Consider the following 18,738-nt stretch of genomic DNA (forward strand, 5'->3'; position numbering starts at 1 on the left):
AAAGATTGGAATGCTTGCATCGCGGCTTTTCACCGCAACGGATAGTTCTCAATTGCTCTCGCGTTCAATCTGCTGAGATCGGTTCATCACGTCGCAAACCCAATCACTCTTTCGCAGCTGGTGGTGCGGGTTCAATGGCCCACGCAGCATGGCGGCAAGCCCATCGGGTTTGCCGCCCCACCCTCAATACGCCGCCAGCACGTTCAAAAACCACCCGCGGCTGCGGTATGACAAATCGGTCAAGTCATCCGAGTACTTGGTGAAGTTGTAGCCCACGCCCACTTTGACGCCCTTGCCGAGGTGGCGGTACACAGCCAGCAGCGCACCGGCCTTCGCGTCCTGCGCTTCGGTGGCGCGCAGGTTGCGCAGCTCCACCATTGCGTCCCATTCCTTGACCAGGTGCAGGTCGGCGCGCAGGATCAAGAGGTCGGCGCGGCTGGAGAACCATTCGCCGCCGGCCACCGGTGATTTGAGCTCGCCGATGCGGAAGGCGTATTTGGCGCCTACCGACAGCCAGGGCTTCACGTCGTAAATTGTGTCCACCGAGAACACCTGGCTGCGCTGCGCGTAGTCGGCGGCCTGGCCCGAAGGCGTGAGCTGGCCGGCGGTGGGCACGTTGTTCAAATTGGTGTACTTGAACAAGGTGTTCCAGCGGTCGTTGTCGACGGGGCGGTACGCGCTGCCGAGCACGAACTCGTGGTAGTTGCCGTCGACGAAGGCGCCCTGGCTGTTGCTGGAGCGCGAGACGTTGAGCTTGCCCAGCAAACGCCACGCCGGGTCCACCTGCAGGCCGACGGTGTTGCGCATCAGCCAGGTGGTGCGTTCGCCCGAGATATTGCCCTTGTCGTGGCGCCACTCGATATTGCCGCCGTATTTGAGGCCGTCTTTTTTGTAGCCGACAGAGCCGCCGAGCGCGCGGCGCTTGAGGTCGCCGGCCAGCGGGTCGGACACGGTGCCGAACTCGACCTTGGCGCCAAAGTTCCAGCGGTCGTTGGGCGACCAGTCGGTGCCGAAGGCCTGGGTCAGGCTTTGCGGGCCCGCGCCGTTGACGGAGCGGCCTTCGCCGAAGACACGCAACTGGTCGGAGACGCGAGTGCTGGCACCCGAGACCAGCGTGCCCTGGCGGCCGCGCCAGGCGACGTCGGGGCTTTCGGTCTCTACGGTGTAGGCCAGGTAGGCATTGCTGCGGTCGGAGATGCGGTAGTCGGCGCCGAGCTTGCCGCCCGGGCCCATGCTGCCGCCGGAGGCCTCGCCGCTGAGCTTGACGCGCTCGCTGACCTGCCATGCGCCGCCCAGGCCCGCGCGGTTGTTGGGGTCGCGGGTGTCGTCGCGCTCCAGCGTGCCCTGCACGTAACCGTAGGCTTCCCAGTTTTCTTTTTCGCCGGGTTTACCGCCTTCGCGGTCGGGCCGGTAGTCGGCGCGCAGCTGCGCATCGGTGCGCGAGCCGGTTTGTGAGAGCAAGGTGCTGGCGTTGGGTGTGACCTTGGAACGGTCGTCGGCGCGCACACCGGCCGCAACTTCCCATTCGCTGCTGAGCGTCTGGCGCACGGCGAGCTCGACGTTCTGGCTGTCCTGCAAATCGCCTTCGCGCCTGTCGGCCTTGAGCAGCACGCGTGTGCCAGCAACGATTTCCACGTCGGCCGAGGCCCCGGCCTGCTTGACGGCCTCGCCGCTGATGCCGATCTGCCCGGGAGCCGAGTAACCGCGGTCGCGGTTCTGCGCGTAAGCGGTGACCTTGCCCTTCATGCTGTCGGTCACCTCGGCCAGGTCCACTGCGGCTTCGAGGCGCTCGGCGCCGGCCGACTGGATGGCACCGCTGCTCAGGGTGTTAAAGCCGAAGCCGCCGTCAATCGAGGTCTGCGCGCCGTTGCCCGGTCCTTTGGAGCGGGCCGCTTCAAACTTGAGCCAGGTGCCGGGCTTGTAGCGCAGCGTGCCGTCCACGCCTTTGAGCGTCTGGCTGGAGCCGGTTTCGCCCTGGTGGTAAGTGCTGGCGCCCAGCTGGAAGTGGTCGTTCAGCCATTGGCTTGCGCGCAGGCCGGTCGAGAGGTTGCTGATGGCGGTGACGCCGGGTGCAAACTCATACGTCGTGACGAGGTAGGTGGGCTGGCCGCCGACCGCCGAGGTCATGATCAGGCCCGCGCCGCCGCCGGTGGCGGACAGCGGCGACTGCAGCAGGATGCGGCCCTGCAGGTAGTTGATCTCGTAGTCCTGCGTGGGCGCGAGCTCGCGGCGCTCTATCACCATGCCGGAGTCCTTGTCGCGCACTTCTATCCACACACGCTCCGAGCCCTGGGTGATGTCCAGGTGGCGCAGGTAGTAAATGGAGCCGCCGGTGCCGCGAAACTCTTCGCGCGAAGCCAGGGTGCCCGGGTCGGCCGCGAAGGCGTCGATCTGCGTCTGCTTCTCGCCGTAGGCCGTGGCCTCTTCCGAGCGGTAGCGCAGCTGCGCACCGTAAAGGCCGCGCGAATACTGCATGAGCTCGGTGCCGCTCCAGGAGGTCTGGAAGTTACCCCACATGATGTGCGAGTCGCCTTTTTGCAGCTTGACAAAAAACTTGCCCTGCGTGGGCGCGTCGTCCACCGTGGTGCTGTCGTCGCCGTAGACCGGGTAGTACAGGTTGGGGTCTATGCTGCGCAGCAAGTACTTGGGGTCCTTGCTCGAGAAGTTGGAAAACAAATCTTCGATGGGGCCTTCGCGCGTGTCGGCCGAAGCCGTGAGCAGCCACTCGCCCTTGATCTTGCCCTTGAGGTAAAACGCGGCGCGGCCGTCAACGTAGACCTTGTCTTCATAGTGGCTCAGGTCGCCGGTCACCAGCTTGGCGGGGCCGGAGACATTGTTCTTGCCGACCGTCAAATCACCGAGCGCCAGGTAAAACCAGTCGTCGGATGCGATGTTGAGGTTGCGACGGAAGGTGCTGGCGCGACCATCGGCTTCCTTGAGCGTGACTTCCACCGACTGCGGGCCGGCCGGCATGATCTGCTTCATCGCGAACTTGCCTTGCGCGTCTATGGGCAGCTCCAGGCCCAGGGCTTCTATGCGCTGGCCGGGTTTCAGGTTGCTGCCGTTGACGGTGATGGTGCCGCCCGTCACCGGGATGTTGCGCAGGGCCAGGCTGTTCTCGCCATAGCCGGTGAGGCGTTCGCGTTCGAGCTTGTCCTGGTCTTCATTGGCCGGCATGGCGCGCGCGAGCAGGTTCAGCTGCTTGAGGCTGGTTTCGTCAAAGCGGCCCTGCGCGTCGTACACGCGCAGCAGGTAGAACACCTGGCCGCCCGCGGTGTTGGCGGGCACCGTCCAGCGGGTCGCGCCCGTCCAGCTGACGGGCACGATCTCAAACGGCTGCTCCTGGGTTTTTTGCCCCGGGCGGAAGAGGCGCAGTTCGGCCTTTTTGATCCAGGGGATGTAGTTGGACCAGGCGCGGAACTCCACGGCTTCGCCTTTGACGGCAGTGGAGGGCGTGGCCCAGGCATTCATCAGCGGCACGGCAGCCAGGCTGTCGTAGCGGACCTGGATGTCCGCCCGCTCGAGCGCGACGTCGGCGCAGCGCTGGCCGTCGGCTTCGTTGGGGATCTCGGTGGTGTTGATGGGCTCGCCGTCTATGGTGATGCGGAAAGGCACAGTCGACTGACCGACCGATTGCGGCGTGCAGGGTGCCAGCGGGGCGGGCACGGCCACAGGCGCCGCTGCCGGCACCGCGGGTTGGAACCACACGCGCAGTTCAACACGGCGGTTGCGGGCCATGCCCTCGGGCGTCGCGTTGGAGGCCAGCGGCTTGTTTTCGCCCTCGCCCTGGATCGAATACGTGATCGAAGGGTTGTTCAGCAGCTGCTTGAGGTAAGCGGCCACGGCCAGCGCGCGCGCTTCAGACAGACCCTGGTTGTCCTTGAAGAGGCGTTTGGTGTCGGGCGCCAGGCGCTGGTTGTCGGTATGGCCGACCACGGCAATACGCATACCGGCAGCGGCCGCACCCTTGCTGCGGATTTCGGCGGCCAGCGATTCAATCGCGGCCTTGGCCGAAGGCGTGAGCTCGGCCTTGCCCGAGACAAACAGGCTGAGGCCCCCGGCTTCTTCGAGTGCCTTGTCGACGGAGGCAATCGCTTTGGGCGTCTGGGCCGCGCGGGCCTTCATGCCGGCCGCTTCTTCGCGTGTCACGCCGGAAGGCATGGGGTAAGCGATCTCGGGCTGCACTTCCGCCGGCGGCGGCACGCTGAACAGGTCGATGCGGCCGTTGTCGATTCGTTTGCCGCTGACTTCGGTCGCGGTCCAGGCCGATGACCCGGCGCAAAGCAGGCCGGCGGCGACGGCTATCGCATGTATACGGAAATTCATTTCGCCGTCTCCAGCTCGGTTTCAATCATCAGGGGATGCAAGGGTTCGCTGTCGGCGGCCTCATTCCCGTCGTTCTCTTTCTTCTTGCGCCTGGCCTTCCACAAGTCCTGTATTCGCTCGCTGATGGCGGCCACGCGTTTTTCGGCGAGGCCGGCCGCCTCGCCGCTGCGGCGGTAGGCGATGCGCAGCACCGATGGCCGCGCGGCGAGCTGCTCGGGAAGTTTTTCCAGGGTGGCGAGGTAGGCGGGCTGCAGCTCGGTGCCGTCGCCCTTGGCGGTGAAGGCCTCGCCCGAGAGTTCAAGCCGGACCACGCGGTGCACGGTGGCGCCGAAGTTGAGCTTGACCATCTTGCCGCGCGTGACGCGCACGTCGCGTGGGTTCTCGGTGGTCAGGCGGTAGCCGGAAGGCAAGGTGCGCTCGTCGACCTTCATCACGAAATTGGATCCGCGGTCCGCGTTCGGTATCGCCGCGCAAGCCACGTGGAAGCGCCCGTCGTGGTCGCTGGTGACCAGCAGGCCGCGCGCCGTGGCAATGCGCACATTGGGGATGCCGGGCTCGTCCTGGTCCTGGTAGCCGTTGGCGTTCTTGTCGTCGAAGACCTTGCCGATGATGTCGGAGCAGTCAAAGGTCGGGTCGGGCACCACACGCACGGCGGCCGTGGCGGTGTTGGAGATTTGCGCATTGACCAGGGCGTTGCGGGCCGCGACCTGGTTGATGTACGTGCCTTCAGACACACCGGTGCCGACCACCAGCAGCATGCGCCAGGTCTTGCGCTCACCGGCGGCGAACACCTGGTTGGCCCAGGTCAGGTTGCGGCCGCTCACGGTGGGCTCCAGCGCCACACCGTTGAGCGAGGCCGATCCGGTGCGGTAGCGGAAGCCCGCGGGGATCAGGTCCACCACGCTGACGTTGCCGAGCACGGCGTTCAGCGTGTTGGTGGCGGTGATGGTGTAAGGCACCAGGTCGCCGCGCACCACGTTGACCAGCGGTGTGCTTTTGGTCATCACGATGGCGCCGCCCAGGATGGGGTCGAGCGGGATGTGGTTGTTCAGCACGTTGGCCGAGCCGGGAATCGCGGCAAAGGTAAACGTGAAGAAGTACTGCGTGGTGGCCGCGCCGCCCGCCAGGGCCAGCGTGTTGTTGGGGCAGGCCGCGGGGTTGTGCAGCGGCACGCCGGTGCCGGGCGCGAAGTTGCTGTTCTGCACCAGCGCAGGGTCCGGGCTGGGCGGGGCCAGGCCGACACCCAGGGTGGACGTGCAGGCCGGGATCATGGCCGAGGGGCCCGGCAGGTAACCGGCCGGCGAGGTCACGGTGAGCGTGTACAGCGTGCCGCCCACGGGCGCGCCGCCCAGCAGCAGGAACTGGTAGGAGCCGTCCGCGCCGGTGGTCTGCGTGAGGCTGCCACCTATCACGTCGGCCGCCGTGAGGCCGGGCGCGGAGAGCGTCACCACGGCGCCCGGAACGGGTTGCCGCGTCACCGCGTCGTAGACCACACCGGTGGGGTCCAGCGGCAGGCTTTGCGCCAGCGTGGTGGTGCCGGCGGTCAGGGTCAGGCCCTGCAGCGTGCCGTCGGTGTTGTTGGCGCCGGCGGGGTTCGAGTTCACATTGACCGTGCCGTTGGTGTAGGGCAGGCCGATTTCATTCGGGACCGGGCGGCCGTAGATGCGCCCGCTGGTCGGTTCGCGGAAACGGATCTGGTAGCCCGAGCCGGGCGCCACGCTGTTGAAGGCATAGGCGCCGTTGGCGTCGGAGGTGGTGGTGCCCACGACCACGCCGCCCAGCGTGAGCTCGACGATCCAGCCGGGCACCAGCGGCTCGCCGGGGTCCTTGATGCGGTCGTGGTTGAGGTCGCGCCACACCGTGCCGCGCACCGCGGCCACGTCGGAAATCACCGTGGGGTCGGTGGCGGTGTTGTTGCCATTGAAGCCGGCGGGTTCATTGCCGCCGGAGACCACGGCCGTGTTCACCAGCACCTGGCCGGCCAGGCCGCCCGCCACCGCCACGCGCACCGTGAAGACAGGGGCGGTGCCGCCCGCGGCGATCACGCTGTTGGTGGTGCAGGTGACCGTGGTGACGGCGCTGCTGCAGGACCAGGTGGCGCCGCCGGCGACGGCGGCCACCGTCATGCCCGCGGGCAGGGTGTCGACCACCGTGATGGTGCCGGAGCTCGCGACCGTGCCGACGTTGGAAACGGTGATGGTGTAGAAGCCGGTGCTCGAGCCCTGCGCGAAGCTGACCGGCGAGTGGGTCTTGGCAATGGCCAGGTCGGGCGCGGCGCCGGGGACTTCGGCGAAGTTGTTGTCGGCCGACACGGCATTCGCAGTCGCCAGCGGAATCGCTGAGATCGACGAGACCGGATTGGCCGGCAGCGTTGCCACACCGCCGGTGCTGCCGGCGATGGTCTTGCCGTTGGTCGTGCCCGTTGCCTGCGGCAGCGGCTGCGTGACGGTGTAGGTGCCCTGGGCCAGGCCGGTGAAGCTGTAGCTGCCGTCGGCCGCCGTGGTGGTGGTTTTGGAGACGGCCAGGCCGTTGATGTCGGTGCCGGTCAGGTTGATGGTCTGCCCGCCTATGCCGTGGTCGCTGCCGTTGACCGTGCCGCTGTTGTCATAGTCAAGAAAGACCCGGCCGGAGATTGTTCCGCCGTTCGGCACTTCGGCAAAGTTGTTGCCGCTGGAGGTCGTGTTGGGCGGCAGCACGATGCTGCTGATGCGGCTGGGCGTGACGGCCGGCGTGGTGGCCGTGCCTGGCGTGCCGCCGTTGGGCACCGCACCCGCGGTGGTGATGCCGTTGGAGGTGCCGGCGGGCTGCGTGGGCTCGACCACGGTGTAGGAACCGGGCAGCAGGTTGCCGAAGCTGTAGCCGCCGGCGGCATCGGTCACCGTGGTTGCCAGCAAGGCGTTGGTGCCGGCATCGCGCAGTTCAACGGTCACGCCGGCCAGCGGGTCGTCCGCGCCGTCCTGCACGCCGTTGTTGTTGACGTCCTTGAAGACCTTGCCGCTGATGGACGAGGGCACGACTTCCGCGAAGTTGTTGCCGGCCGAGCCCGAGATCTCGCCGCCCGCGCCGTTGCCGTTGAGCGTGATGTTGGTGACCTGGCTGCTGGTCGCGGTCGGGTTGGCGGCGGTGCCGGCCGTGCCGGTGCTGCCGTTGATACCGCTGATGGGGCCGGCCGTGGTGATGCCGTTGGTCGTGCCCGAGGGCTGCGCGGGCTGGCACACCGAGTAGCTGCCGGCCGCCAGGGACGAGAACAGGTAGTTGCCCAGCGCATCGGTCGTGCCGGTCGTCACCAGGGCGCCGCTGCAGTTCGCGCCGCTGCGCAGTTCAATGTTCACGCCGGCGATGGGCGTGTCGGTGCCGTTCTGGAAAGTGCCGTTGGGCGTGGGGTTGTTGTCCTTGAAAACCTTGCCCGAGATATAGCCCAGGGTGCTGATGGTCAGCGGCGCATTGGCGGGCGATTGGTTGTTGCCCAGGTTGGTCTGCAGCGCGCCGGCCGGGATGTTGTTGGTGTGCACGCCGGCGGTGAGGCCGGTCACGTTCACGTCAATCGTGCAACCGCCGGCGGGAATGGTGCCGCCGCTGTTCAGCCGCACGCTGGTGGCATTGGCCGCGGCCACCACGGTGCCGCCGCAGGTGGTCGCCATGGCGGGTGTGGCGGTCAGCTGGATCTGGCCGGGCGCGGTGGGCAGCACGTCGTCAAAGTTCGCGCTCAGCGTCATCGCGCTGCTGTTGCTGTTGCTGTTGCCCAGGACGATGCTCAGGCGCGAGACGCCGCCCGGCGGGATCACGGCCGGCGTGAACTGTTTGCCGACGGTGGGCGGGGTGGAGACGATCAGCTGCGCGCTGGTGGCTTCCTCGTTGCTCACACCTTCATTGGTGGTGATGCTGGCGGTGGGAACCGTGTTGGTATAGACGCCCGAGATGTTGCTGAGCACATTCACCGTGACGGTGCAGGAGCCCACGGCGGCGAGCGTCGCGCCTGTCAGGCGCACGCTGGTCGCCGAGGCGGCCGCGACGACGGTGCCGCTTGTGCAGGTGGTGGCTGCGGCCGGCGTGGGCGCGACCACCAGCCCCGAGGGCAAGGCGTCGGTCAGGGTCATGCCCGTGAGCGGCGTGTTGTTCGGATTGTCAAAGCGCAGAGTCAGCACGGCCGGCGCGCCGGGCGCCTTGCTGTCGGAGCCGGTGGTGAAGCCGACCGGGTTGCCGGCGTCCAGCGTGCGGGCGCTGAAGGCCTTGTGCACAACGACCGGCGATTTGGCGCGCAGCGTGTCGCTGGTGGGTTGGGTGTTGGACAGCGAGTTGCCGCCGGCGCTGGCGGTCAGCGCATTGGTGGGAATGGTGTTGACGTAGTCGCCCTGGGCCGCAACCAGCACGTCGATTTCAGCCTGGCAGCTTGCCGGCACGTTGCCGGATGCGGCGGGGATGGTGCCGCCGGACACCTGCACGCTGTTGACGGTCGAGGACACCGTCGCGCCCTGGCAGGTCGTCGTCGGGTTGGCGCCGCTGGGCACGGTCACGCCGGCCGGCAGGGTGTCGGTGACGGCCAGCGCGCTGACGGGCTGCGACAGCGGGTTGTAGAACGTGATGCGCAGGCGCGAACGATCACCGGGCTTGACCACGTTGGGCGTGAACTGCTTGACCAGGCCGATGTTGGTGCTGATGGCCAGGCTGGTGGTCGCCGGGTTGTTGTTGCTGAGGTTCTGGTCGGTCGTGATGGCGCCGGCCGGAATGGTGTTGGTGTTGCCGCCGGTCACGGTGGAGGTCACGTTGACGCTGAGCTGGCAGCTGGCGTTGGCCGCGAGGGTGCCGCCGGCCAGGCTGACCTGGCGCGCGTTCGCCACCGCGGTCACCACGCCGCCGGGGCAGGTCGTGCTGGGTGCCGGGTTGGGCGTAAGCACCCAGCCGTTGTTGGTGCCGCCTGCCGTGCCGCCCACGGTGAAGTAGTCGGTAAAACTCAGGTTGGTGACAGCCTGCGTGCCATTGGCGATGTTGATGGTCAGGCGGCTGACCTGGCCCGGAAAGGTCAGCGAGCTGATGGAGGTGGCCTTGCTGATCGCGATGCCGTTGGGCGGGGTGAACAGCAAGGTGGCGCTGACCGGGGCGACGTTGCGCACGCCGCCGTCGGCCAGGATGGAATCGGGCGGGATGCTGTTGACCCAGTTGGCCGCGCCGGTGGCGACCACGTCGAAAAGCAAGGCGCAGTTGCCGCTGCCCGCGATGTTGGCGCCCGTCATGGAAATGCTGCTGGCGCCGGCGGCGCCGGTGATGGAGGTCGCGCCCGCGCAGGTGGTCTGCCCGTTCGGCGGGCTGGCCAGCACCATGCCGGCGGGCAGCGGGTCGGTCACGCTGACATTGGTCAGGGCCAGTGCGCTGGTGTTGAGCAGCTGCACCGTGACGGTGGAACGGCCGCCCGTGGACACGCTGGCCGGGTTGAAGCTCTTGGTGGCGCTGAGCGCCGAGGTGTAGGTCAGCGTCGCCGTGTTGGTGGTCACGGGGGTGAGCGTTTGGGTCGTGCCGTTGCCGAAGGTCTGCGTGCCGCCCACGGTGGCGGTGTTGGGATAGACACCGGCCGGGCCGACCACGTCGACCTGCAGCACGCAGCTGCCGTCGGCGCCCAGGCCGTTGCCGGCGCGCGCGGGCACGGTGCCGCCGTTCAGACCCACCGAGGTGGCGCCGGCGACCGCGGTGATGGTCGGGCTGCCGCAGGTGCTGGCCGCATTCGCCGGGTTGGCGATGCGCAGCTGCCCGCCGCCGCTGTTGGCCAGCTGCAGCGTGTCGGAGATCGACACGTTGGTCAGCGGGTTCGCCGACTTGTTCGTCAGCGTGATGGTCATGCGGACGATAGTGCCTTCGGCAAAGGTGCTGACGCCGGGGGACGATTGCGCGAAAGCCTTGGTGGCCGCCATCACGGGGGCGTTGGTCGTCACGCTGGTGGAGTTGGAAGCGCCGCCGTTGCAGGTGGCGCCGGCGTTGTAGCAGACGCCGCCCGCCGCGATGGTGTTGGCCGAGGACGCAACCGCCGCGGTGGACGTCATCGCCCACATCGTGATCACGCAGGCGCCGGGCACGCTGGGGCTGGTGCGGGCCGGCAGGGTGTCGACCGTGAACACCGCCGTGCTGCTGCCGACGGCGCTCGCGGAATTGACGTTGCCGCAGGCCGCGGTGACGGTCGGCGTGTAGTTGATGCCGCCGATGGTGCCGGTCAGGAAAGTCTGGCCGTTGGTGAAGTTGTCGGTGACCGTGAAGTTGGTGATCGCACCAGCACCGTAGTTCTGCACCGTGACCTGGTACTGGATGGGGTTGCCGGGCGCGACCGGGCTGGCGGGGAGCGCCGACTTGAGCACGCGCAGGTCGTGGGCCACCAGGATGGTGGCCGAGGCACTCTGGCTTTTGATGGCCGCGTTGCCGACGTCGACCGCGCCTTGCGGGATGTTGTTGGTGTAGGTCACCGGAACGCCGGACGCCTGCACAAAGCCGGTGTAGTTGACCGTGACCGTGCAGCTGCCGTTGGCGGGAATGGTGCCGCCGGTCAGCTGCACGCCCTTGTTGCTGTTGATGGCGGCGGCCGTGCCGCCCGCGCAGCTGGTGGACGCGGAAGTCACGTTCAGGCCTGTCGCCGGGTTGACGCCGCCCAGGCCGTCGATGGGGCTGTCGTCAAAGGTCGTGACGGTGAGCGGTGTGTTGCCGCTGTTGGTCAAGGTGATGGTCAGGCTGCCGGAGGAACCGCTGGACAGCGAGCTGCCGGAAAAGGCTTTTGCCACGCTGAGCGGCGACCTGACGGTAATGTTGGCCTGCGCATTGGCCTGCGCCGGAATGCCCAGCGAATTGCTGAAGTCGCTGCTGCGGTTGATCAGGTTGCTCTGCGCGTTGGTGGTGTACTGGCCGTTGGTCTGCGACGCTTCCACCGCGACCACAAAACTGCAGCTGCCGTTGGCGGGAATGTCGCCCGTACCGGTCACGCTGGTGGCACCGGCCACGGGCGCGGGGTTGAACGCGGGCGCGGGCCCGCTGGTGCAGCTGGCGCTGGCGCCGGGCACGGCCGCGACGCTGATGATGGCGCTGCCGCCGAGCTGCGGAAAGTTGTCGGTGATGCTGAAGCCTGCGATGGCCACCGGATTCGGGTTGGTCAGCGTGATCGTGAGCGAGGTGGTCGCACCGCCCAGCACCAGCGTGGCGCTGCCGAAGGCCTTGGAGATTTGCGGCTGCTGCAGCGCGCGAATGTTGAAGGTCTGCGAGACGTCGCCGCTGTTGCTGCCGGCGCTGCTGGTCACCGCGCCGTTGAGGATCTGGTAGGCGTAGGAGGTCGCGTTGCCGGTCGAGCTGCCGGCGGTGACCGGGATGTCGATCACGCACTGGCCGTCGATGCCGCCGACGGCGGCCGGAATGCTGCCGCCCGTGAGGTCCAGCGCCTGCGCTCCGAGCGCCGCGGTGAATGCGCCGCCGCAACCATTGGTGGCCGCGCCGGCCACCTTGAGGCCGTTGGGCAACAGGCCCGGCAGGCTGTTGCTGAAGGCCACGTTGGTGGCGGGAACCGGGTCGCTGTTGGACAGCGCGATGCGCAAAGTCGCTATTTCACCCGGGTAAATACCTTGAGCCGGAATGATGGCCGTCACCGAGGCTGTCAGGGCAAAAGCGGCTACAGGTAACAAACTGAAACCGAGAACGGACGCCTGACGGACCAGGGAGGCCGGCTTCGGCAGCTTGCATACAAGTTTCGCGCAGCGTCGGAAATGTTCGAGCATAGTTGTGACGGGAAGTAAAAGGTACTAGCGCGGCGGATCATATGGGGCCTCCCGGAAACAAAGGGTAAATCCTTGTTTACACTTACTAATTACCAACAGTCGAGGGGTGCAGGGGGTGGTCAGGCAGTTGTCAGACCACTAAACTCGGTTCGCCGAAGACGGCACAATATGTAACTACAGGTAACAAGCCTGTCCGACCCGGTCCCCTGAACCCGTATGCCCCACACTTCCGCCCCCCGAATTGCCTACCTGGAGGACGAGCCCGAAACCGCTGAAGCCGTGTGTGCATGGATCAAGGAAGCCGGCCTGGAGGTAGACCTTTTCAACCGCGGCGCCGACTGCGCACGGGCCGTGGAGCGGGGGCAGTACGCGGCCTGCCTGCTGGACTGGCTGGTGCCGGACATGTCGGGGCCCGAGGTGCTGGCGCGGCTGCGGCTGCAGCTCAAGGAGGCCTGCCCGCCGGTGATTTTTCTGACGGCGCGCGACAGCGAGGACGACGTGGTGCAGATGCTGTCGGCCGGCGCGGTCGACTACCTGGTCAAGCCGGTGTCCCGGCCCATTCTTCTGGCACGGCTCAATGTGGTGCTGCACCGCTCAGGCCTGAAACAGGAAACCCGGCGCAACGCCTGGGGAGGGCTGGAAGTGGATTTCGCCAACCGGCAGTTTTTTGTGGAAGGCCGGCGCGTGGAGCTGACCGAGCTGGAAACCGATTTCGCGCTCTACCTGCTGCAAAACGTGGGGCGGCTGCTGACGCGCGCCCATTTGCTGTCCACGGTCTGGGGCCACAACACCGACGTGGAGTCGCGCAAGGTGGACGTGCAGGCCAGCGCCCTGCGCAGAAAGCTCAAGCTGTCTCCCGAGTCGGGCTGGCGCCTGGTCTCGGTCTACGGCCAGGGCTACCGGCTTGAGTGGCTGCATGACTGAGCACTCACATCTTTCCCGCAAATCCGGCCTGGGCCGGCAGCCCGCCAGGCCGGGCTCTTCCGGAAAATTCCTCATGCACAAACACATCGCCGCAGGGCTGCTTTCACTGGGCATGGCCGCGCTTGCGCCGGCCCAGACCCCGTCCGCCGCCGGCCTGCCCGACAAGGCCTCCGGTGTGCCGGCCTGGCTTTACAGCGTGCGCCCCGGGGACACGCTGATCAGCCTGGGCCAGCGCCACCTGATAGACCCGCAGCGCTGGGACGTGGTGCAAAAGCTCAACCGGATTGCCGACCCGCACCGCATTCCGCCCGGCACGGTGCTGCGCATTCCGGCCTCCATGCTGCGCAGCAGCCCCGGCCAGGCCACACTGAAAACCGTGCACGGCAGCGTGCGCTGGCGCGAGCCCGAGGGAAGCTGGAAAACCGCCGCCGCAGGCCAGGCCCTGCCCGTGGGCGCGGAGCTGCAGACCGAGGCCCTGGCCAGCGCCACGCTGGAGCTGGCCAACGGCACGCAGCTGCGCGTGCACCCGGGCTCGACACTGGTGCTGGACACCCTGAGCCTGTATGCCAACGGCCTGATGGCCGACACGCGGGTGCGCCTGCTGCAGGGCCAGACGGAAATCACCGACAACCCGGGGCGGCGCACGCAGCAGAATTTGCGCGTGCTCACCCCCAGCGCCCAGGCGGTGGTGCGCGGCACGGTGTTCCGCGTCGGGGTGGATGGCGGCCAGACGCGCGAGGAGACCCTGGAAGGCTCGGTCGGCGTGGACGCCACCGGAAAAACCGTGGTCGTGGGGCCGGGCTTCGGCACGCTGGCGCGCGCCGGCGAAGCGCCCATGCCGCCGCGCGCCCTGCCCGCCGCACCCAATGTGTCTGCCCTGCCGACGCGCCTCGAACAATTGCCGCTGCGCTTTTCACTGCCGCCCGCGCGCGCTGAACAAGGCGGCGTGCTCTGGGGCCAGGTGTCGCAGGACAGCAGCTTTGACGCCATCCTCGCGGAAAGGACCTCGCAGTCCGGCGTGCTGAGTTTTGCCGACCTGCCCAACGGCCGCTACATTCTGCGCGTGCGGTCCCTGGATGCGCTGGGCCTGCAGGGCCTGGAAGCGCGCCACAACTTTACTGTGGCGGCACGCCCCTTCGCGCCCGCGCTGCAGGCGCCGGGCCGATCGGCCACGGTGCGCTCGCCGCGCCCCACCCTGCGCTGGACCCGCGCGGTCGATGCGGCGCGTTACCGGGTGCAGGCTTCCACGTCGGAGAACTTCGCGCAACTGCTGCTGGACCAGCCGGTGACGCAGACCGAGTGGCTGCCCGCGGACGACCTGCCCGAGGGCAGGCTGCATTGGCGCGTGGCCAGCATCACGGCCCAGGGTGAGCAAGGGCCGTGGTCCGCCGCGGCGCCTTTTACCTACAAGCCCGCGCCGGGCCAGCCCGACCTGGGCCAGGCCGCGCTGCGCTACGAGGCCGACGCACTGCTGCTGGAGCTGCCCGCGCCGCCGCAGGACCATCATTACCGGGTGTCGGTGTCGGCCTCGGCCGGCATGGCGCCCGAGGACCAGCAACAGGACTCCGCCGACGGCAAGGTCCGCCTGCCCCGCCCCTCGGGCGGCGCGAATTACCTGGGTGTGCGCCTGGTCGACAACCAGGACGGCACTGCCGGCCCGCCCATGCTGCAGAAGATAGACGTGCCCTCGCGCCATCCTTATATGTGGATGCTGGGCCTGCCCTTGCTGCTGCTCTAGGCGCCATGCAAGACAAGCGCCCGCCCCGCAGCGCGCACGGTTTGCGTGAATTCCTGGGCATGGGCCTGGTGCTGGCCGCGCTGGCCGTGGGTGTGAGCGCCAGCGGCTGGCTCGCGCGCATGGACTATTTCCTGTTCGACCTGTCGCAGCGCCTGGGCACACAGCCCGCGCCCACCGGCGTGGTGATGGTGGCCATCGACCAGGCCAGCCTGCAGGAGCTGGGCCGCTGGCCCTGGCCGCGCCGCGTCCACGCCGAGCTGCTGCAGCAGATATGCCGGGCCTCGCCGAAAGCCGTGGCGATGGACATCGCCTTCAACGAGGTCGGCGACGACCCCGCCGGCAACCAGGCCCTGGCCAAAGCTCTGCGCGCCTGCGGCAATGTGTCGCTGCCCGTGGTGATGGAAAGCGCCCGCCAGGGCGGCCAGTTGCTGGAGTCGCCGCCCATCCCGCTGCTGGCGCGCTCGGCAGCCGGCCTGGGGCGCGTGAGCGTGCGCCTGGACGAGGACGGCGTGGCGCGCGGCGTCGACCTGTGGGAAGGCGTGGGCAGCGCCAGCTGGCCCCTGCTGGCGCAGACCGCGCTGCAGATCAGCGGCTGGCAGCCACCGGACGGCACGGCCCCGCCGCAGCCCGGGGATACGGCGCGGCTTGTCACCGACGAGGCGCCCACGCTGGTGCGGCACGAACCCCGGCTGCTGCGCTTTGCCGGGCCGCCCGGCACCATCCCCAGCGTCTCGGCGGCCGAGCTCATGCGCCCCGGCGAACCGGCCCAGGCGCTGCGCGGCAAGATTGTGTTTGTGGGCGCCACGGCGGCCGGCATGGGCGACATCCTGTCCACGCCGGTCACCAGCCACGGCGCCGCCATGCCGGGCGTGGAAGTGCTGGCCAACGTGCTGCTGAACCTGCGTGACGAGCGTTTTATCGTGCCGCTGGGAAGGGCCTGGACGCTGGCGCTGAGCGCCTTGCTGGCGCTGGTGCCGCTGCTGTGGGGGACGCGCTTCATGCCGCTGCCGGGCCTGCTGGCCAACGCGGCATGGTTGGCCGCGCTCGCCGGGCTGGCCCTGGCCCTGCCCCTGGTGTCCGGGATCTGGTTCGCGCCCTCGGGTGCCCTGGTCGCCGCGATCGCGGCCTACCCTTTGTGGAGCTGGCGCCGCCTCGAAGTCGCCAGGCGCTACCTCGACTGGCAGCTCCAGCAGCTGACGGGCGCGCCTGCGGACAGCCCTTTTTACCGGCTCAGGTTCGAGCAGCGCATTGACTACGTGAAACAGGCGCAGCAGCGCTTTCACGACCTGCACAAAGAGCGCGAGGAGACTTTGGCCTTCCTGTCGCACGACATCCGCGTGCCCCTGGCCGCTGCCGTGCAGCAACTGGGCGGCGGGACGCTGGACGAAACCCACCAGCACCGGCTGTTCCAGCAACTGCGCCGCGCGCACAAACTCGCGCAGTCGTTTTTGTCGCTGGCCCGCGTGCAAAGCCTGGAACAGAAAGACCTGCGCGAGATCGACCTGGGCAGCGTCGCGCACCAGGCCATCGACGCGGTCTATGAATCGGCCCAGGGGAAATCAGTGCGCCTGCTGCGCCACATCCCCGACGAGCCGGTATGGATACGCGGCGACTTCCACCTGCTGGAGCGCGCACTCGACAACCTGCTGCACAACGCCTTGCGCTTCTCGCCGGCCGGCGGCACCATCACCTTGACGCTGACCCTGCAAGGCGGAAAAGCCGAGCTCTCGGTGGCCGACCAGGGGCCCGGCGTCAGCGCGGAAATGCTGCCCCATCTGTTTGAACGCTTCAGCACGCAGAAGGCCACGCAGCGACCCGCCCACGGCACCGGCCTGGGCCTGTACTTTGTGCACAACGTGGCGGAGCGCCACGGAGGCCAGGCGGGTTATGAGGCACTGGTGCCTGCCGGGGCGCGCTTGTGGATACGCCTTCCACTGGCGTAGCCCTTAGCCCTCCCCGGCGTTTCGGGTTCAGGCCCGCCGCCCCAGCCGCACCGTGGTGACGCCCGGCCGCAATTGCCGCAGCGAGGGCATGACCAGCACACAGCCGTCATAAGGCGTCGTCACTTCGCGGCCCGCGTCGATCGCGATCACCGTGCCGGCCTTGGCGATGACTTCGCCACCGGTGTAGCTATCGCTGAAACGGAAATCCATGGACGCGGCGACCACGCGGTCTGTCACGACCACGGGCGCGGGTGGCTCCCGGTCCGGCAGCAGCCAGCCCATGGGCGCCTCGCTGCGCGCCAATGCGCCGGCCTGCACCAGGAAACGCATCAAGGTGTCGCGCGCGGCGCTGACTGCGCGCGGGTCCCAGTGCTGGCCGGCTTCGAGCAGCAGCGCGATGCGCCCGCCGTGCGCGTCAGAAAATTCACCGTAATCGCGCATGCGCACGCCGTCGGCATGGCCGCTGTCGACAACCACCTGCCCCGAAGTGCGCAAGCCCTGGGCAAAGGCGATGTTGCGTGCCAGGGTGCCGGTAACCAGCAAGGGCGCGCAGGGCTCGTGCATGGAGTGCAGGTCCAGCAAGTGCGTGGCGCGGTCCACAAAGGGCCTGAGCTGGCGCGCGCGGTCCAGCTCGGCGCTGCGGCGCGGGCCGTCCAGCACGTCGGCGGCCCAGACGCGGTTGAAGTCTTCGTCGATAAAACGCGAGTCATCGGGCCGTGCGGCATCGAAGCGTTCAAACGCGGCGACATTGCAAAACGCCAGCGTGACCCGCCCACGCGCGGGCGCCCAACCGGCGGCGAGCAGTTCGGCCAGCGCGATGGCGCCCGAGTATTCATTGCCGTGCACCAGGGCCGTCACCAGGATCTCGGGACCGGGCGCCGCGCCGCTTCGCTCATGCACATGGTCGACACCGGTATTCGAAGCCGACCAGCGCGACAGGTTGGGCGCCAGGGTATGGACTGGGTGGTGACCGGGCATCAGCTCGCCGCTCCAGTGCTGACAGCCTTGTTGACCACCGCGCGCACGCGCTGGGTTTCGGCGCGCACAAAGGCCGCGAGTGCCTGGGGCGTGCCGCCTTCGTTGGAGATGCCGGCCTTCTGCAGTTTTTGCCAGACGGCTTCGTCGCGCAGGATCTCGTTGAGTTCGCGGTTCAACCGCGCGACCATGGGCGCGGGCAGCTTGGCGGGGCCGAAGAGGCCGAACCAGACGTTCATGTCATAGCCCTTGAGTTTGGGGTTCTCGGCCAGCGCGGGAATTTGCGGCGCGGCGCGCGAACGTGTGGGCGTGGTGACCCCCAGCGGAATCATCTTGCCGGATTCGATATGGGGTAGCGCCGAAGACAGCACCGACACACTGAACTCGATGTTGCCGCCCAGCAAGTCCTGCAGCTGCTGGCCCGCGCCGCGGTAGGGCACGTGGCGGAAGGTGGTGCCGGCCATCAGGTTGATGAGCTCGCCCGACACGTGCAGCGGCGTGCCTATGCCCGAGGAGGCAAAACTCAGCTGGTTGCGTTCGCGTTTGGACTTGGCGATGGCTTCTTCCATGGTCTTGACGCCGGTCTGGGTGTTGGTCACAAACACCATGGGCGTGACGCCTATCAGCCCCACCGGCGCCAGGTCGGTTTCGCCGTTGTACTTGATGGCGGCGTTGTAGAGCCTGGCGATGGACACCTCGCTGCCCGAGCCCAGCAGCAGCGTGTAGCCGTCGGGGTTGGCGCTCACGACCTTCTGCGCGCCTATGGTGCCGCCTGCGCCGCCCACGTTCTCGACGACAACCGGCGTGCCCAGGCGTTTGCCCAGCGGCTCGGCGATGATGCGTGCGACCAGGTCCACGCTGCCGCCGGCGGGGTAGCCCACCACCAGCGAGATCGGTTTGGCCGAGGGCCAGGTCTGGGCCTGCGCGGCGGGCAGTGCCGAAAGGGCGAACAACGCCAGCAAAGCCGACGCGGTCCCGCGCAAAGCGCGGGCCAGGGGAAATTGAAGGACGGGGGAATGTGTGGTCATGGCTGTCTCCTTGTGGGTGGAGGCAGTCTAGGAACCGACGCCCGGCAGGCGCATGCGCATCACGC

Annotated in this window: 7 protein-coding genes; 3 read left to right on the forward strand and 4 right to left on the reverse strand. The window is 68.0% G+C overall.

The genetic code is table 11. The annotated features are described in order from the left end of the window. Positions 1 to 183: 183 nt before the first annotated feature. Both ACEN8I_RS01140 and ACEN8I_RS01145 read right to left on the reverse strand, forming a co-directional pair. Positions 184 to 4,326 carry an OmpA family protein gene (locus ACEN8I_RS01140; RefSeq protein WP_413325403.1) on the reverse strand — a complete coding sequence of 1,381 codons (4,143 nt, stop codon included), beginning with the start codon at positions 4,324 to 4,326 and terminating at the stop codon, positions 184 to 186. Next, the gene (locus ACEN8I_RS01145) at positions 4,323 to 11,936 is read right to left on the reverse strand and encodes an SdrD B-like domain-containing protein (protein ID WP_413325405.1); all 7,614 of its coding nucleotides are present in this window, start codon (positions 11,934 to 11,936) and stop codon (positions 4,323 to 4,325) included. Before ACEN8I_RS01145 ends, ACEN8I_RS01140 begins: the two co-directional genes overlap by 4 nt. A gap of 345 nt (positions 11,937 to 12,281) precedes the next feature. Here ACEN8I_RS01145 and ACEN8I_RS01150 point away from each other — a divergent pair, with 345 nt between their 5' ends. Genes ACEN8I_RS01150 through ACEN8I_RS01160 form a run of 3 tightly spaced genes read left to right on the forward strand, consistent with a single transcriptional unit; the run spans position 12,282 to position 16,670 of the window. Continuing rightward, positions 12,282 to 12,989, forward strand: a complete 708-nt coding sequence (locus ACEN8I_RS01150) for a response regulator transcription factor (protein ID WP_413325407.1) — start codon at positions 12,282 to 12,284, stop codon at positions 12,987 to 12,989. Continuing rightward, positions 12,982 to 14,727, forward strand: a complete 1,746-nt coding sequence (locus ACEN8I_RS01155; RefSeq protein WP_413325409.1) for a FecR domain-containing protein — start codon at positions 12,982 to 12,984, stop codon at positions 14,725 to 14,727. The genes ACEN8I_RS01150 and ACEN8I_RS01155 overlap by 8 nt, the downstream gene beginning before the upstream one ends. 5 nt (positions 14,728 to 14,732) lie before the next feature. Then, positions 14,733 to 16,670 carry a CHASE2 domain-containing protein gene (locus ACEN8I_RS01160; protein ID WP_413325411.1) on the forward strand — a complete coding sequence of 646 codons (1,938 nt, stop codon included), beginning with the start codon at positions 14,733 to 14,735 and terminating at the stop codon, positions 16,668 to 16,670. 27 nt (positions 16,671 to 16,697) lie between these two features. Here the strand turns inward: ACEN8I_RS01160 and ACEN8I_RS01165 are convergent, their stop codons facing one another. Further along, positions 16,698 to 17,648, reverse strand: a complete 951-nt coding sequence (locus tag ACEN8I_RS01165; protein WP_413325413.1) for a succinylglutamate desuccinylase/aspartoacylase family protein — start codon at positions 17,646 to 17,648, stop codon at positions 16,698 to 16,700. After that, a complete protein-coding gene (locus tag ACEN8I_RS01170) occupies positions 17,648 to 18,673 on the reverse strand; it encodes a Bug family tripartite tricarboxylate transporter substrate binding protein (RefSeq protein ID WP_413325416.1) in 1,026 nt (341 codons plus the stop codon). Before ACEN8I_RS01170 ends, ACEN8I_RS01165 begins: the two co-directional genes overlap by 1 nt. Positions 18,674 to 18,738: the final 65 nt, after the last annotated feature.

The sequence above is a fragment of the Polaromonas sp. CT11-55 genome, from assembly GCF_047303325.1.
Taxonomy (GTDB): Bacteria; Pseudomonadota; Gammaproteobacteria; order Burkholderiales; family Burkholderiaceae_C; genus Polaromonas.

What these genes read in the sequence shown, in the direction of transcription:
- ACEN8I_RS01165 (WP_413325413.1), bottom strand. Translation starts at nt 17,648, where the DNA reads ATGCCCGGTCACCACCCAGTCCATACCCTGGCGCCCAACCTGTCGCGC.
- ACEN8I_RS01155 (WP_413325409.1), top strand. Translation starts at nt 12,982, where the DNA reads ATGACTGAGCACTCACATCTTTCCCGCAAATCCGGCCTGGGCCGGCAG.
- ACEN8I_RS01170 (WP_413325416.1), bottom strand. Translation starts at nt 18,673, where the DNA reads ATGACCACACATTCCCCCGTCCTTCAATTTCCCCTGGCCCGCGCTTTG.
- ACEN8I_RS01160 (WP_413325411.1), top strand. Translation starts at nt 14,733, where the DNA reads ATGCAAGACAAGCGCCCGCCCCGCAGCGCGCACGGTTTGCGTGAATTC.
- ACEN8I_RS01150 (WP_413325407.1), top strand. Translation starts at nt 12,282, where the DNA reads ATGCCCCACACTTCCGCCCCCCGAATTGCCTACCTGGAGGACGAGCCC.
- ACEN8I_RS01140 (WP_413325403.1), bottom strand. Translation starts at nt 4,326, where the DNA reads ATGAATTTCCGTATACATGCGATAGCCGTCGCCGCCGGCCTGCTTTGC.